Origin of the sequence: Flavobacterium sp. ov086 (assembly GCF_900187965.1) — a bacterium.
GTDB lineage: Bacteria > Bacteroidota > Bacteroidia > Flavobacteriales > Flavobacteriaceae > Flavobacterium.
Window position 1 is genome coordinate 19,031 of sequence record NZ_FZNL01000018.1, and the last position, 17,668, is coordinate 36,698.

Here is a 17,668-nt window from a genome sequence, read left to right on the forward strand (position 1 = left end):
TCCTTCTATATTGATTAACCCTTATTTTACTAAAATTAAAACACATTCTAGTCAACCATTAGAAAACTAATCATAAATTTCGTCCATTTATAGCAGATCCCAGTGATATTAATAACCAAATTCCAATTTAAAATGAGCTCCACCTTTTTTGATTAAATATATATATTTTTTTCATCCCTTGAGCACTATTCAAATATAATAAAATGTCAATCTTAATTTATTCTTTGCCTTGATATATTTCATAAAAAATACTGATGTAAATAAACAATATTTTGCATAGTGGGTCTGATGTGATTATGTCTTACATGCTATTATCAATTCATATATTCGATAAAACTAAAAACAACAGACCATCATAGGATTTATCAATTTCTTCAAATTAAATTAATCTTACTAAATTCTTCGATTGTCTTATAGCCTAAATACGAATGCCTTCTCTTTTTATTATACCAATTTTCAATGTATTCATATACTTCGATTCTCATCTGTTTCCTTGGTAAGAGTTTATTCCCATGAATTAATTCACCTTTAAAAGAATGGAAAAAACTTTCGGAAACGGCATTGTCATTATGATTCTGCTTACGACTCATACTACGCCTAACACACTTATACGAGTCTAATGTTTTACTAAAAAGTTTATTAGCATATTGAACACCTCTATCAGAATGAAAGATCAAATCTTTACTGATTTTCCTGTTATTTACTGCCATTTCCCAAGCGGGCAAAGTAGTTGCTTTTGTACTCATTGTGTCGCTTAAACTCCATCCAATAATTTTCCTGTCAAATAAGTCCATAATAATTGTAAGATACAAAAAGCCTCTCATGGTTTGTATATATGTAATGTCTGAAACCCAAGCTGTGGCAGGCTCACTAACTGTAAATTTTCTATTTAAAACATTTGGACATACATAATGATTATGAATTGAATCAGTTGTCGCCTTAAATTTTCTTTTAACTTTGGTACGCAGACCTAGTATCCTCATATAGGCAGATACATGTCCACATGATATTTTAAATCCTCTCCTTTGAAGTTCTTTACTAATTTCGATGTATCCATATCTTCCCTCAAATTCATAAAATATAGTTGTAATTTCCTCTTTTAATAAAATTATTCGAATTTCTGTATCTGAAAGCTCCTGTTTTTTTCTTGTATAATATGTAGTTCTCGATACTTCTAATACTTGGCACATTTTCAAAATTGAAAATTCAGATTTATTGTTTTCAATAAATTGCTTAATCATTACTTTTCCTTGAGAAACATATTTGGTTCCTTTTTTTAAAATTTCCAGCGTAATATGTGAATTTCTAATTTTCTTTTCAAGGTTTGCTATTACAGCCTGTTCAGGAGTTAATTTTAAGTAACCAGTTCCACAAAAACTTCCTTTTCCAAATTTTTCAAAGTCTTGACGCCATCTGTTCAAACAACTTGGAGTTATTCCCAGCTCTCGTTCGATATTTATAATTTGCCCTTTACCTCGTTCATAACTTAATTTAACTGCATACTCTTTGAAAGTTCGTTCATATTTTTTCATATTCTGAAGTTTATTAATTTATAGCAGAATGTCGTTTTAATGAGGATTTTCAAGATATTCAAATATTTTTTCTTCCACTTGTTTTTTAGTTAGAAGCATATTTAAATTAACTATTTCAGATTTAATAGAAGTAAAAAAGCTTTCACAGATAGAATTGTCAGCATGATTTCCTTTTCGATTCATACTTCGTGTAATATACTTATAAGAGTCTAATTTACGGTTAAACATTTTATTTGCATATTGAATTCCTCTATCAGAATGAAATATTAAACCCTTTTTTGTTTTACGATTTTGAACAGCCATTTCCCAAGCAGGCATTGTAGTCTCTTTAACGGTTAATCCATTGCTAAGGCTCCACCCTATAATTTTTCTATCAAATAAATCCATAATAATGGTTAAAAATAAAAGTCTTTTCGCTGTTTGGATTCGAGTTATCCCTGACACCCAAGTTTTAGAAGGTTCTTCAACCGCGAATTGTTGATTTAAAATATTAGGAAAAAGACAAGGATTATAACGCGAAACATTTTTGACCTTATAATTTTCTCTTAGTTTGCTAACTAGACCTAGTACTCTCATATGACTACAAACTTGCCGTTGTGATATCGTAAAGCCTCGACTTAGTAATTCTGCAGCAATTCTCCTGCTACCATATATTTTTTTGTATTCAAAAAAGATTGAAGTTATTTCTTCATTTAATAAATTTGTTTGACTTTGTGTCGGAGAAATTATCTGATTTTTCCATTTAATATATGCGTTTCTACTTACTCCAAAAACTTTGCATATTTTTTTAAGTGTATACTTTTCTACATTATTTTCAATAAAATGATAAGTCATCAGCCTCCCTTGAGAAACAAATTTATGCCCATTTTTAAAAATCTCAATTTTAAGTAATGATTCTTTAAGCTCTCTTTTTAATTTTCTTTGTTGTTTGGAAAATATTTGTTCTTCGGGTGTAAGTCTAGACTTTCCAGTTCCGCAAAAACTTGCCTCTCCATATTTAAGAAACTCTTTTCGCCATCTACTTATATTTGATGACCATATACCAAGTTCTCTTGAAGCTTTTCTCACGCCCATTTCGGAACCCAATTGAATTGCTTTCTCTTTGAAATTTCTATCGTAAATTTTACATTTCATTTCTTAAATTTCAGGTACTATTCTCATGTGAATTTAAGAAATATAATGACGAAATATGCAAATAATAAAAGATAATGACATCCTGAGTACATCATTATCTTTTATTATTAGGCAATTTCCTTGATATCTTGAGCATATGTATTATCTACTATAAATATTTCAGCAAAATCAAAATTGTATAAAAAAAAAATCCCTATACAATAAATAGCATAGGGAGTTGAAAAAAACTCTCATTCTGTTTGATCGTAGGGAATTAATCAATATAACCAAAATCGTTAATATATGTTTGATAGGCATCTTCAATCCTAGTTTGTTTTCCATAATCTGGTATGTCTAATAAATCATATTGTAAAGATTTACTCCCTATTGTCTCCTTATTTTTTGTAATTACATTTTCTCGTTGCGTCTTTAATTTCTTTAATAATTGTTTATAGGTAACAATTTCCATCTTTGTAAATTTGGTGGTATCATAATGTGTTGATAACACATGCCCATATTGATTAACTCTTTGAAACGTATGCTTTTTTTGTATAGCTTCCAATTGATTAACTGTAATTATAGAATTATTCAATATCACACGATAATTTGCAACTGCTGATTTTTCTTTTTGAAGTGCCAATGGATCTGTATACATTTTAATAATTGAACCTCCACTAGTATAGTGATAATCTCTAAAATCAAAAGCATATTTCTTAATTACATATATCTTCTTGTCCTTTAAAGATTTTATCATTTTCAGACCATTATATTCTTTGAAAGCTAGCATTACAAAAATTTCTGTTGGTAAGACTTGAGTTAGTTTGACTGTACCAATTTTTGTAGTAGTCGTCGAATCTGAAAAAACCTCCATAGAAATCATTGCTATTTTTGCGTTTTCAACTTTGGCTTTATATTGTTCATCAGTATCATTTTCATCTTGACTAGCTCCAAATGAATTCCTGTTATCTTTATCATAAACATTCGCAATAAAATATTTTACTATTGTTTGATCGAACGTAAATGGGTTTTCTTTACATTTTCCACATTCGCTATAATTCCATTCATGACGTTTCTTTTCCAGTAAATCCTGTGTAGTTTGCGCTTGTGTTTGTTGCAAAAAAGTAAAAGTTATTACAAATAATAGTAATGCATTTCTCATATTCAATATTGTTTAAACAAATTAATAAAACTGTAATTTATGCACATATTATTCACACAAATGAATATTGATCTAAATTACATGCTGTAAAAATAGAAATAATTACACACATATGCGCAATATTTGTAAATATAATTTCTCACCAAAGTATTAATCTTTGGATTATGCAACATAGAGGAGAAATAATAAAAAAAGCAGTTTATAAAAGTGGATTTCCAATTAGTGAATTAGCTAAAAGATTATCAAAAAGCAGAAGATGGATGTATCTTATGTTTGAAAACAGTAATGTTTCCCTGGATTTAATTCTAGAAATAGGAAAAATTATTCATTATGATTTCAAAGAAGAAATAAAAGAATTCAATCCTTTTCAAAAAACAATTACAGAATCGACCACAGATTATCAAATAGATGAATCCCAGGTGGAATATTGGAAGAACAAATATTTAAAACTCTTGGAAGAATATAATCAACTTCTAAAAAGGCAACAATAATAGTTAAGACAATTGACCATTATTTAACAATTTTCATATTATTTAATTACACAAAAAAGTTAATAAACTGTTTTTTGTAAGTATCAACAAGTTAGTTTAGACCATGAATAACTTCTTGTATTTATGACTCTAGAACTTAGATTTACTCATAAGAATGAAATAAAGCTGTAATAATACTAATTTAAAAAAACAAAATGCCTTTTACAAAACTTAATTTAAATAGAAATGACATTGGACTACTTGTAAATAGATATTGTCAAGAAAGTCTCGTGGATTATAAAATAGACTCAAAGAAAGTGAGACATGGACTTGAAGAACAATTTATTATAATTGGTAATCACGGAGGAAAAACAAAGGAAGTAAGAATCTCTTTTATTTCTAATAATAATGGCTCAACAACCATCAATTATAAAATGGGAAAAGCTCAAGATGTAAGTTCTGAGATAGCACATTTTGTAAAAGAAAAAGGAGTGACAGACAATAGGGAAAACTCAATTAGCTCAATAAGCAATGTCAATATTGACGACTTTAAAACTGTTATCGAATGTCTTGGAATTGATTATCAAACATTAACAATAGAAGATAAAGAAATTCCATACGGCATTCAAAAAAAGATTGTGATAGAAACTGGCGAACAAGTTGTTTTTAATTATTACGAAACTAACACATTAACTATAACAGGAAGACCTTTACTATTACATAATTCGACTATAAATTACTTTACAGAATTAAATTATTTAAAACCAGAACATCGATTTGATACAGCTATTCAATACTATCAAATTCAAACTAAATATGAAGATTATGAGAATGAATTAAAGGCAAGAATACCTTTAGCTTATGACCATTTACCTGAAAATATTAAAGCTTTGATTTTAAGCGCAATAATTCTTGAAAAGATCGAAATTGATTTACCTGATCATTCTTCATTTGCCTTTAACATATTAAAAGCACTAGAAGGTTTAATGAAGCATCTTTTATTTCTAAAAGGAGTTTCAATAGACAGAAATTTTGATATATTTAAAAAAGATATTGAGCCAGTAGAGATTAGAGATTCTAAAAAACAGATTATTGGATGTGCTAAAACAGTAGTTGTTATTGAAAAATTATATGAATACTATAAAAAAGAAAGACATACAATATTTCATACCGAATATATAGATCTAACAACTAGAATTATTGAAAAAAGAGAAGATGCAATTGAAATTCTAAATAATTCGTTAGCTTTGATTAATGATTCATATAATACACTATTATGAAAAATTTTGAGTTGATAAAAAGAGGGGGCTTTATGTTTGTTCAATCGGTTAATTACAACAACCCAATAAATCAATTGAATGAAATATCCAAAGAATTAGTTTATTTTAATTTTGAAGGTAAAGTTGTTTTCGACCTATTATTGACAAATGGTAATTCGTCAGGTCGCTTTCTTATTTCTAGCTTTACAAATAGTAAGTTTGAAATGAGTTCATTTAGAAAAACAGTCGTAGCAAAAAATATTAGAAATGAAATTATTATCTATTATAAAAAGAATCAGGAATACTTATCTAATTCGATCTTATCAAAAAAAACTATTCAAAGTATATTAAATGAAAATGTTTAACGAACAAATTATACTTCATATTAGCTAAAAACTAACAGATAAAACATCCAATTGACAACACACACAGTTCTTTGCTATAAATTAAATTATTCTAAACATCTATATTTCATTATTCTCCTAATAAAACATCTTCTTTAAAAATTTCATCAAAATATATAAATTAGTAAACGAGTAGTCGTCTTTGCTAAAAACAGATAATAAAAATCCACTTTTTAAGTGGATTTTTATTTCTTACACAGTATATCTTGTTATTTTTTAGTTCTAACATTCCCTTTGCCTACAATTTCTTTTGAATCTTTAATAATTTTTGAATCATCAATATTATTTTCGTTACCTTCAAATTCTGTTTTAGTCTTTTCATTTAGACTTTTCAAGTCATCATTAACAATTTCATTTTCTTTTGAAGACTTTGCATTTTCATATTGATTGAAAAATTTTCTTCTTTCAATGTTCATGTAATCCAAAATAACAAATAAAGGTCCCTTTAGTCCTATATTTTCAATCAAATTAGGATTTGTAAAAGTCTTACTATAACCAAGAGTTTCAAATTCTTTTGCCCATGAGTACATTTTTTTTGAAATTTCCAGTTTACTAAAATACTCAATTAGGATATCTAAATTAGTCTGATGAGAAAAAACTACATTTTTTCCTGCAATTTGATAAGCTATTTCTATAATTTTATTAACTCCATCTTTACCTAAGTTCCCATAATTCAATCCTTCAGAAATACGCTTCATCCTAATTGATGTATCTAGAAAAGCAATATCTTTTAAAATAAAATCCATTATAACCAATAAGTGAGATAATAAGATGTATATCATACGGGTTGCAATTTCTGCCTTTTGAACATCAACTAAGGATTTTTCAACAAAATATTTTAAAAGAATTAATGTAGAATTGAAACCAGAATAATCTTGTTCATTCAATAATTTTGACTTTGAATTTTCGTAAAGATATCGCCAATCCTTATTATACGTTTTATAACTTTTATGTTTTGAAAGTTCCGCCAATAATTCTTCTTCACTGAATCTATCGATTATTTCTTTTCCTCTCAGTTTAGATAAAAAAGAGCCATCTAAAATTACTGTATTATGGAGCTGTCCAAACGAATGAATAACTGGTTTTTCATCTGTCGTCGCGACGATACAAGAATCAAAACCTAACAACTTCATTACACCATTAGCCCATATTATCCTTTCAAAAACCTGAGGAGATTTTTTATTTTTAATATCTACATTAATTCTCTCTCTCGTAAGACTTGAAGCTCTTCCGTATAAATATAAATCTATATCAGACACATCAAAATCTTGATATTGAAATTTTACGCCCCTGACAACGTAATAACCTAAACTTAGGAAGTAATTTCTCAACAACTCTTCCATAAGCTCTCCTTTAAATAATTTTTGTTGATTTTCCATTATACTCTTAATGTTCTTAACATGTCTGCTACTTGGTTTTTTGTTTGAGAGGTCTGTTTTCTTCTGTGTACGTCTCTCTGCTGTTCTGGTCCCGAATAATGTGTTACACTTGCAGTGCTGTTTGCGATAACCATAGCTTCATCCACTGTTGTTCCAAATTCTAGTACTTGCAAGGCTAACATTCCAATATCTTTTTTTAATAACCTCATATGATATGTATCCCTCCCTGGTACTCTTCTAACTTCAATTACCCTTTGAAGTTCTAAAAGCTTATAATCTTCACCTATTGCTTGTGCAGGTCCAACCCAATGACCATTAACCAGTTTTCTCATCAAGGCATTAAGCATTGTAATTCTTCCGGCATCAGGGTTTCTAAAGTTCATTCCATAATATAACGAAGAAACAAATGCTTTTGCTAAATCAAAGGCATCCTCTTCAAATGGATTACCATACTTCTCAAAAGCCGCTGGACGAGTAATAAAAACTTTTGTCTCTTGAGGATTACTTACTTCATTGAAGTCATACATCCCAATAGATTGCAATTTTGATAATAATGGAACGCCCAGAACTTGATTTGCATTTTCAATAGCTGTACATCCTTTTGTATTTAAAATTTGATCAAATTCTGCTATACGTCTATTGTCTTCAGGAGTAAGTGAAGAAAGTACTTTACTAGCTTTTTCTGCAACATTTCTCTTAAATAAATTACCATTAAAATAAAACTTCACTTTTAGATCAATATTCTCATAATCTACAAAACCAATCTGCTCCGACTGAAATATTAAATCAGTTGTTTGAGTTTGTGTCAACTGATGTGTATCAGAAATATATTCTTTCAAAATATTTTCTTTTTTTGGTAACTCAGACACATTTTCCGCCAAATCTAATGCCGCTTTTTGATAATTAGTTGGATTTGAATTTAAAAAAATATCAGAAGTATGACCTAAAACTGAAGAAGAGGTTAAACCTAACACTTCGATTGAACCATCCGTAGATGAATCAATTAATTGAGCTTCTTCTAAAGTTGATATAATTTCCTTAAATTCAGTTCGCCCAACATTTGAAATACGAGCAATCGCTCCAACTTTATCTTTATCAATCGTACTTTGTTCTGATGCAGCTAAATTTGAAAGAAACAAACCACTTTTACCTGCAAGTAAAATTTCTCCAAAATCGTATGTATCACGAACATCTAACAGTTTTTTTGTATGATTTATCAACCATGCTCCTTCGGTTTTCTTATCCATATTTTGAAAATTAATCTTATAAAAGTAACTAAAAAGTAGTTTATAAATAACTCAGTCCAACAAATTTATATTTAACCTTATTAAAAAAGGTTTTACTTTTGTAGTGCTTGCAAAAAAAACTAAATTTTAGAAATTAAAAATTCCAGCGCCCATTTATTTTCAATATTCCTTCATCTTTTTTAACTTTCCAAGCGCCATATCCTTCAAGATTTAATTGTACCATAATTCCCAGATCTGTTTTCCCTAAGACTCTCATGGATTTTTCATCTCTGTGCATTAACACTTTATCATCAATTTCTATTTCTGTTGCAGAAATTCTATGGCAATTTTGATCTTTACTCTTAGTAACTATTCTTATTTCGACAGAATTATTACAGACAATACAATTCCAATCTGGATCCACTTCATTTTGTTTTTTGAAATCTGAACAATTTATACAATAATATTCTTCTGAACTATGTGGTAATGATTTTAACATACTTTTATTTAAAATTAATTCAAGCTTACGAGTCAAAACAAATTTACTAATTTGAAACCATTATCTATTGGCATTATTCATAATTATCTAATCTAAATTTACGTTAATCGTACTACATTTCATTAACCAAATTTGTATATCATCTTATACTTTTTTAAAAAATCCAATATTGAATAAAAATATTTTAATAAAAATAGTATGACAAACAATTTAAAATGTAAATTGATCAAAAAATTAAAAATCTTAAATTTTTATGCTCGAATCAATTTCAGAAAAACTTGCACATATTTTAAAATCTGATTATGCTAATCCTTTTTTAAAAGATTTTGATTTAAACAAAATAATAGACAATTACGGGGAAGAATTCACAGAAAAGGAACTTAGTGTCATAAGTTTTGTAAATGAGTGTAATCAAATTTCAAATGAAATTCAAAATTTCATTTTTAATAGTTTTTTAGAACTGAATTTTACAAAGAAAGAACTACTAGATTTTCTTTTTAAAAGCATTAACAAAAATCATTTTGAGATTATACCTTTGATGACCCAACAATTGATGGGAGAAAAAATAGCTTTTCACCAAGGTGATATTGAATTTTCAAAATTTATTTCAGAAGACGGTTCAGAAGTTTCAATGCAACATATGATTGAAGTAGGTGGTGATATTTTGGGGTATTTAATATCACTACTGAACAAATGGAATCCTATTAAGACAGATTACCATCCACGTATTAGTTTTACTGACTTAGAATTGGGACAATTTTTCTATCTAATATGGAATCATGCAAATATTTTTTTAAACATAGAATCTGCATACGCGATTTTAATTTATGAAAATGGCGATTTAGAGGAAAGTGAGAACTCAGAAGTATTAAAAATTTTATCAGGAATAAAATGGATAAAACTACTAAATCAAGCGTCTGAAATCAGGACACATAGTAATTTTTACGAATTAAGATTACCACTATCATATATTTATAAAAAGTTTAATAAAAAAAAGATTGGTGTCACAAACTGCGAAATTAGTTCGGACTACATAAATTTAGTAACCGGAACAATTGATGAAACAGATGTAAACTTGTCAATCACGATACATTTATTAAGTAAATATTATCATTACCAAAATCAAAAATTAGAATATTATAACGGATTAACCCTTGAACAATTAAATAAGGCTTTAATTCCAATGGTTGAATTAACTTATATTTTATTTAATAATAAAACTTTAAGTTCAAAAGAAACATCCGTTAATCAATCTCCAGCAAAAATTAAAAAAGATCATCTAATCAGTTATTTAAAAACATGTACAGATTTTGATGAAATATTGATAATAAAGATTTTGAAAGCTTTAACTTCTAGTTCTGATCGACCTTATCTTTGGAGGAGACCTTTATTTGAAGTTAACAATGATATATATTTCTGTATTTCAACATTATCCGCACCCAATTATACACTTTTATATGAGCAAATATTAATAGAAGCAAACCATGACAATAAAAAGAGAGCGCTAATTTTAAAAAATTACATTGAGGAAGAGCTAACAGCACTGAGAATAAAATTCAATTTCAAAAAAACCGAAATTAATCATTTAGACAGTCTAATAAATCTTGACAATAATCTTTTTTTTGAACTTCAAGATTATTATATTTTAATAGAAACAAAATGTTTTGATTTTCCAATAGAGTCAAAAGAAATACATAATGCAATTATTGAAATTTCTGAATCGACATTTTCCTTAGTTGAAAAAATTGAAGTCCTGTCAAATTATTTTTCGGAAAAAAAAATAGTACCAGTAATAATTTCTAATTACAATAAATTTTCAAATCTCAGCATTAATGGAATATCAATTATTGATTATTCATTATTCACAAATTACATAGAAACCGGAAGTCTTAAACGAGGATTATTCTCTTACGAGAATAACCAACCTATACAAAAAGAATATGCAGAGATAACTTACTATAAAGACGAAAATGAATTTAATAACAACTTTATAAATTTTCTATCCTTTGCTCCGCCAATTAGTGTTATCCGTGAACGAATGATTTGGAGAGAAACCGACCTTACTCCAGAAGGTTTTATCCCAAAAATAATAACTGAGGCAATCGACAAAATTGATGAGGGAGACCATATAGCTAATCGTTTGGTAATTCTTGAAAATGCTCTAAATAATAAATACTACTATGATTTAGATAAAAGAACTAAAGAATTATACGACGAATCTATCGAATATTCCATATCTAACATTCTTAATCAAATAGCTTACGCAGACTATGACATATCAGTCTACAAGTCAGATTTATTAGAAATTATTAAAAAATGTAAGATTGAAGGTTTTACACGCATGGTAAACTCACTAAATAATGCTTTTTCAAATATTTCATATTTAAATATTATTGAAGATAAAACTTTTGATTTAGTTGAATGTGAACCCAATGAATTTTTTGAATTGTTGACAAAAATATTCCAATCACAACCTTCCAATATGTTTAGGCTGTATGATTTTACTGTTCCTGATAAAGTTCTTACAAAAGAAGAAGAAAAAAAGATCATTTCCGTTGCTTTAAACATCCTTTATACATTAAAACCTGAAAAAATCACTGATGAGAGGATAGAGGATTTTATGTTACAAATAACAATAATAAAGGCTTTTAAAAATAAATATTCATTAGACTATGAGTTTTTTACAGTATGTCACAACTTCGTTGACACACTTAATTACAATAGTAAATATCAGCGAGCTAGAAATTTCTCTGAAGAAATTTTGGTAATTTCAATACAAGAAAAAAAGCACTATTATGGGTGGGGATTACTGTTTAATTGTTTCATCTATCAAAACAGTCCATTTGAAGCATCTATTTACGGATCTCTATATTACACTTCGTTATCAAGATATAAAACATTTAAATATTCTGTTCAAAATGATTTATTGCACAATGCATTAAAATTCTATAGAACATTCAATTTTTTTCCCATGATGGAAAACCTTAACATAAGAATTGATGAACTTAAACTTAAAGTATATGATAGACAAAAATTTAAACTAAGTTACTATTTAGGTATAATTAAAATTGGAAGTAAGAAACCTGAAATAATTAATGAGTCTTTAAAATATCTTGATGAAAACATAAATGATATAATTTCTTTTGAAGAGAATGGCATCATACCTTGGCTAAATTATTTATATAATGTAAAGCGTTATGAAGAGCATTTTCATGTAGATTCGTATGGACAACTTGCTAATCTTATATCAAAATTAGAAGCCAAAATAGGCTCAAACACCATTTTAACTATTCGAGCCCAACATTTTGGCGATGAGAAAAATAATAAAAAGAACCTAATAAATTTACTAGTAAGTGTTTTCGAAACAAATTCTTCTCATGACTTTAAATTTGAGGTTAAACACCTAGAACTTAATACCAAAAACTTATTATCACAAGCATTAAAAGAAGAAGACATTGATGGCATATTACTTTGTGGAATAATTATTAATGACAATAATCTTACTTTCAACAACAAATATCACGCCTTTAATACTGTTGTAAAGTCAATACCCGTACCTGATAAAGAAATAATAGATAGATTAAATAACTATTTAACTCATATTAAAAAAGAGGCTATTATAGCCAAAAACAATCTCTTGGTTTGGTTATTTAATCTTAACTCTAATATCTATGTTTTAACCATAAATAGTGAAAAAAACATTTCATTAAAAGAATTAAAAAAATGGGATATTCAAAAAATGAGACTTTGGTCAAAATCAAAGAAAGATTTCTATTTCAATTCTAATAACTACTTTGATCTTGGAGCACAAGATGATGCGTATGTAAACTCATTAGAAACATTTGCATTCACTGACCTTGAGATTAATCTAAATTATGAGGAAGTTTTCTTTTGCAGTTCAATTGATCTTTCGGAATTTTCTTCAAATTTAATAATTAATAATGGTGATTTTTTAAGCTCAAAGGTTCCTTTCACAAATATCATCTCATTAGAATGGTTTATTAAAAATAGTAACGAATATTTGATAAAAGATAAATTTACCTCTACTGCTTGGATACCAATTGAAGATGAAGATATCCCAATAAACATAAGTTTTAAAAATATAAAACCAGTATTGGAAAAACAGAAAACAAACATTCTAACTTCGCGCCACATAAAGAAAAAAATTGACACAGATATAAATATTTTTTTAGCTCATGGAGAATTGGGATTCATGGAATTTAAAGGCATTTATACAAATCATGATTCAAAAAGTGCAATTGTTGATCCAAAATATTTATTTGGACATGGAGAAATAGCAATATTGTTTATCTGTAATTCTGGTGTTGTAACTGAAGATTTTTTTGCAAAAGGTGTTTCTTCACTTTGTCATGACATTCTTGCTCTTGGCTATAAAGCCGTAATTGCTCCTTTTTGGCGCTTAGATATAACTATTCCATCTTATTGGTTAGAAAGCTTTTTGGATTCCTTTAACGAGGGGTATAAAATTTCAGAAGCCGTACATATTGCTAATTTAAATCTAGGAGATTATAAGGAAAACATTTCGACAGCTTTTATAGTTCCTGAAGGTAAATTAGCAATGCATATTTATGGAAATCCAAACATTAGAATAGCAAAATAACAATTTTATGAAAATAGTTAAATCACTTATTAAAGCATTGGGAAACAATTATTATTTAGATTTTATCATTTTGGCTGGTTCAGAAGACATAGATTATATTGAGAATTATGTACTTGTGGAATATGAAAATCAAGATTTTTACGAAAAAAGTTTAGAATCAATTCAACTAAGACAAGAAGAGATAATTAAAGAAATAAAAAAACTCTATCAAGATTCACTAAGTGAAATTTACTTAAACCTCTCAACATCAGATCCTGATAATTTTGATTCATTCATAAAATTTAATATTGAAGCCATCAAGATTCAATTAAAAACTTTAAAGTCTGATTTTTATGTTGATGAAAAAAAATCGAGATATTGTTCAATTTTATTAGACAATGCTGAAGTTGAAGATTTATATTATAAACATATAACAACAACAGATTACAATGATCTCTTAATAGGCAGTAAAATACCAACCCTTTTTAGCAATTTTGATTTTAAAAATGAAAACAGAAGAACAATAGACATTGAAAGTTTTTACTTTAGTGAATTTCATTTGAAAAGATTCAAAACTCTAAGTAATTTACCTCTATCATTATTTTTGATCGGATATAAATTTATTCTCGAACTAATCAAAATTCAAAAGATGATAGTGGATATACGAGAATTGAAAGAAATTAGTCCAAAAATTAAATGGACTGGTAAAAGAACTCACATTGGTTTTCTATTGGGAACACTTGCTCATTATGGATATGTCGATGCACCAAAAGGCAGAAATGGAGAAATAAACTATACAGCATTTGCTAAATTAATAAGGCAAAATTTTGACGTTGAAGGAACTGAAGATACGTTGAGGAAATATTTAAATCCAGACGATGAAAAATTCATTGAAAGTCAAAAAACATTTGACAAAGAAGGATTTAAAATTCCACATTCAAAATTGTTAGGTTAGGCGTTCCGGAACTCGTAGGAACGTAAATTTTTTTTCTTTCTCTATAGATTTGTCTCAACAATAAATGAAAATAAAATGAGCCAAATTACCCCGTTTACAATTAATCTATTAATAATATTATTGTTTTTTTTGGTACTGATAATATTTTTTTGGATAATGCCAAACAAAAAATCTTACGCAGTTGTAAAAAGATTAAAAGAACTATTACAAGTACTTCCTATCAGCCAAATTTGTTTCATAATAGCTGACCACTTAAAACAAAAAAATAAATAAAACTTGATTTTGTTTTTTTGTTTTTGTTTTTGTTTTATACGTAATATCTTAAAGAAAAAAAATCTAATTACACATCCTTTTTCCTACTTAAACAACTAACAATAAACACATTAAAAAAGCACTTACGCTGATTACATATAAAATAAAAAAAACTTACACTAACATAATCAAATATGTATAATGTAAGTTTTTAAAAAAAATTGATATTTTATTTTTCCTTAAATACTATTTATAATTAAACGTAAGTAGTGTCAGCAGTCAACAACTAAGTACCGACACACATGTAAGCATATAAGCAAGTTATACGTAATATTACATAACATTGTAATTTTACTTAGTTCTTAAACATTCTTTCGATTGAATCGGAATACTTACAAATTACTAGGAATTGCACTAAATTTCTTCAATAACGAATTTGTTGAAATATTATCTGGGTTATATACCCACATTCTTTTATCTTTCCTATATGACCAACATTTTATATTATCGTCATTATTTGATTGTTTAGTAAACCACGCATCAATGTATAACTTAGTATTTTTGTTAGTGAAATATTTAGGATTTGTATGTATATATGGCTGTTCTCCATATTTAGTTAAGAAAACGCCAACAGTAAAAAAACTACGTTCACTCATTACTTGCTTCATAACAATATCAAATACTTCTTGTTTTACAGTATCATTAAAAAGAATATTATAATTATCCTTTTCTTTATCGTAAATTGGAGTGATAATGGAGTGATTATAAAAAACAGAAACACAACGATAAATGAATGAATAGAATTTATTCCATTCATTTATATCCCAATCATCAAACAAGGTACAACCAAATTCTTTCTTGGGTGTATTATTTTGATTATAGTGATTATTAAATTGGTACTCGATAAAACGTCTATTTGTGGAGTTATTTTGTTTATTATAACCGACCAAATAGTTAGTGGTAAAAACAAACTTTGGAGATAACTCAAATGGTATTGTTTCAGCTTTGATATTTTTTCTTTGACATACTAAACTACCCGTTATTTGGGTGTATATTTGGTCAAATTTAAATCCCGCAACCGTATCATCAATAACATATAATTGCGTTTCTGGTTCCAGATCGGCAAAAACGTGTGTATATTTCATATCAAACTCTGAACCTCCTTTTACCATTACTGGTAATACATGTTCTAATGCTTTCAAAAATAAAGTCTTTCCTCTTCCTCCGTTTCTGTTAACATTATCTGCATTTTTATCACTTAAAATAATAGCTGGACAACAACTTGCATCTTTATACGATTGAACTAAATAGCCCAACATAGATTGAAAATCTAAAGTATTATTATCACTTACATTTTGTACAACTTTTTCAAACATGCCAACCTCATCAGTGTACACAAATTCATGTTCTTGTATTTTATGTTTTGGAAAAAAACCGTCGATTTGACTGTAATCTTTCATTTTAAATTGTCCCGATTTGTCCATTAAATAAAAACCATTTTTAAATGGCAATCCAAACTCATGTCGCGAATCTCGATAAAGTTTTAATACTTTTGGATCAATAATACGTAAGGCTGGCTTAATCATAAGATCATATTTAATTGAAATCTCGCTAACTACCTTCTCTCGTTGATAACCACATTCAATAACACCAAGTTTTAAAATTGACAACAAATCATTGTTCACATTAAATGGCTCAATAATGTTATTGGTATTTTTATAGATAATTAGTTTGTCAGCTTTAGTTGATATTCTTTGAAAATTCTCTTGCACAAAATAATCTGCAATTGATGATGGTGTTATTTTAACCTGTCCTTTATCATTAAAATAATAAAATAAATTAGGTACTCCATCTCGTTTTACGGGAGGTGTACATTCTTTCTCGACAAATTTAACTTTACCAAAATTAAGCGTATTACATTGAATATCGGTCAATACAAAAATGCCGTCGTGTAATCGAACATAGTATTTTATGCTGTTTAATTTTACTAATTCATAAATGCATTCACTTTCGCATTTTGCAAAATCTCTAAATGCCTTACCTTTATTTAGGTATCTATCTTTTGTTAAAACTGACGTCGCACTATTACCATAAACTTTCTTAAGTTTAAGTATATTTTTTGCATACCATTTTTCATCTCCTTCTTCACTGTTTGCATTTAATATCCGAACAAATTCTTTTTTACCAATACTTTCATAAATATTATGTCTATACTCACACCCAAGTTCATTATCAATGAATGTTGGGAATGCACTTTTAATATCATATTCTTTAATTCGAAACGGTAGAAATGCACGTAATTGCTTTGGTATTTTTGTAAGCGGATTATACTCTCTGTTATCACTGGATTTAACCCGAAAAATTTTATCATCTAACTTAGAATCGTATTGTCCATCTAGTTTCAATGTCATAAAAATCACATAGTTTCTAAATGATAATGTATTGAATCTATTGTGAACCTTTTTTCTCGCACCGTTTTCATCAAATTGTGTGTTTTTCTCATATAATAAATTCAGTTCATCAATATCGTATGGATAATACTTTTCGTTTAGCTTTGTATCATATTCTATAAAAGCTGTCATATATTTAATCAAAGCATTATTTACTGGATTATTTTCAGTCAAATAATTACGTGCCTTTATAAAAGATTCATCGCGTTTATCTATGAGTTCAGATCCTTTTAATAATGCATCCTCTATTGTTTTTATAATTCGGATTTTTTGTTTTACTTTTTTCAAAAACTCTTGTTCCCAAACTTCCATTATGTCTACTATAACATCTGTGCTATTTTCGTCGTTGTTTTCATTAATATCCATCATT

The 17,668-nt window shown here is 27.7% G+C and carries 12 protein-coding genes; 5 read left to right on the forward strand and 7 right to left on the reverse strand.

The features are described 5' to 3' along the window. Positions 1 to 374 precede the first annotated feature (374 nt). The 3 genes from CHB81_RS18240 to CHB81_RS18250 all read right to left on the reverse strand — a co-directional run bounded on the left by CHB81_RS18240 (position 375) and on the right by CHB81_RS18250 (position 3,804). Positions 375 to 1,532, reverse strand: a complete 1,158-nt coding sequence (locus tag CHB81_RS18240) for an IS3 family transposase (RefSeq protein ID WP_089353274.1) — start codon at positions 1,530 to 1,532, stop codon at positions 375 to 377. A 36-nt stretch (positions 1,533 to 1,568) separates the two neighbouring features. Beyond that, positions 1,569 to 2,666 (reverse strand): IS3 family transposase, encoded by a 1,098-nt coding sequence (locus tag CHB81_RS18245; RefSeq protein ID WP_089353275.1) that lies wholly within the window; start codon positions 2,664 to 2,666, stop codon positions 1,569 to 1,571. A gap of 253 nt (positions 2,667 to 2,919) precedes the next feature. Continuing rightward, the gene (locus tag CHB81_RS18250; RefSeq protein ID WP_089353276.1) at positions 2,920 to 3,804 is read right to left on the reverse strand and encodes a hypothetical protein; all 885 of its coding nucleotides are present in this window, start codon (positions 3,802 to 3,804) and stop codon (positions 2,920 to 2,922) included. 164 nt (positions 3,805 to 3,968) lie between these two features. Here CHB81_RS18250 and CHB81_RS18255 point away from each other — a divergent pair, with 164 nt between their 5' ends. The 3 genes from CHB81_RS18255 to CHB81_RS18265 all read left to right on the forward strand — a co-directional run bounded on the left by CHB81_RS18255 (position 3,969) and on the right by CHB81_RS18265 (position 5,898). After that, on the forward strand, positions 3,969 to 4,295 hold the full coding sequence (locus CHB81_RS18255; RefSeq protein ID WP_089353277.1) for a hypothetical protein: 327 nt from the start codon (positions 3,969 to 3,971) through the stop codon (positions 4,293 to 4,295). A gap of 194 nt (positions 4,296 to 4,489) precedes the next feature. Next, a complete protein-coding gene (locus tag CHB81_RS18260) occupies positions 4,490 to 5,554 on the forward strand; it encodes an RNase LS family HEPN domain-containing protein (RefSeq protein WP_089353278.1) in 1,065 nt (354 codons plus the stop codon). 32 nt (positions 5,555 to 5,586) lie between these two features. After that, positions 5,587 to 5,898 (forward strand): type II toxin-antitoxin system RnlB family antitoxin, encoded by a 312-nt coding sequence (locus CHB81_RS18265; RefSeq protein ID WP_217899733.1) that lies wholly within the window; start codon positions 5,587 to 5,589, stop codon positions 5,896 to 5,898. Between the two features lie 248 nt (positions 5,899 to 6,146). Here CHB81_RS18265 and CHB81_RS18270 read toward each other — a convergent pair whose 3' ends face one another. The 3 genes from CHB81_RS18270 to CHB81_RS18280 form a co-directional block, all read right to left on the reverse strand. Continuing rightward, entirely contained in the window at positions 6,147 to 7,316 is a 1,170-nt protein-coding gene (locus CHB81_RS18270; protein ID WP_217899734.1) for a hypothetical protein, read from the reverse strand. After that, a complete protein-coding gene (locus tag CHB81_RS18275; RefSeq protein ID WP_089353280.1) occupies positions 7,316 to 8,563 on the reverse strand; it encodes a hypothetical protein in 1,248 nt (415 codons plus the stop codon). Before CHB81_RS18275 ends, CHB81_RS18270 begins: the two co-directional genes overlap by 1 nt. A 133-nt stretch (positions 8,564 to 8,696) precedes the next feature. Beyond that, a complete protein-coding gene (locus tag CHB81_RS18280; protein ID WP_089353281.1) occupies positions 8,697 to 9,041 on the reverse strand; it encodes a hypothetical protein in 345 nt (114 codons plus the stop codon). A gap of 253 nt (positions 9,042 to 9,294) precedes the next feature. Between CHB81_RS18280 and CHB81_RS18285 the strand changes: the two genes are divergently transcribed. Together CHB81_RS18285 and CHB81_RS18290 are read left to right on the forward strand one after the other, a co-directional pair. Beyond that, positions 9,295 to 13,662 (forward strand): hypothetical protein, encoded by a 4,368-nt coding sequence (locus CHB81_RS18285; RefSeq protein ID WP_089353282.1) that lies wholly within the window; start codon positions 9,295 to 9,297, stop codon positions 13,660 to 13,662. Positions 13,663 to 13,669: 7 nt separating this feature from the next. Further along, positions 13,670 to 14,596, forward strand: coding sequence for a hypothetical protein (locus CHB81_RS18290; protein WP_089353283.1), 927 nt, complete (start codon positions 13,670 to 13,672; stop codon positions 14,594 to 14,596). 644 nt (positions 14,597 to 15,240) lie between these two features. Here the strand turns inward: CHB81_RS18290 and CHB81_RS18300 are convergent. Beyond that, a complete protein-coding gene (locus CHB81_RS18300; protein ID WP_089353285.1) occupies positions 15,241 to 17,667 on the reverse strand; it encodes a hypothetical protein in 2,427 nt (808 codons plus the stop codon). Between the last annotated feature and the right edge of the window lies 1 nt (position 17,668).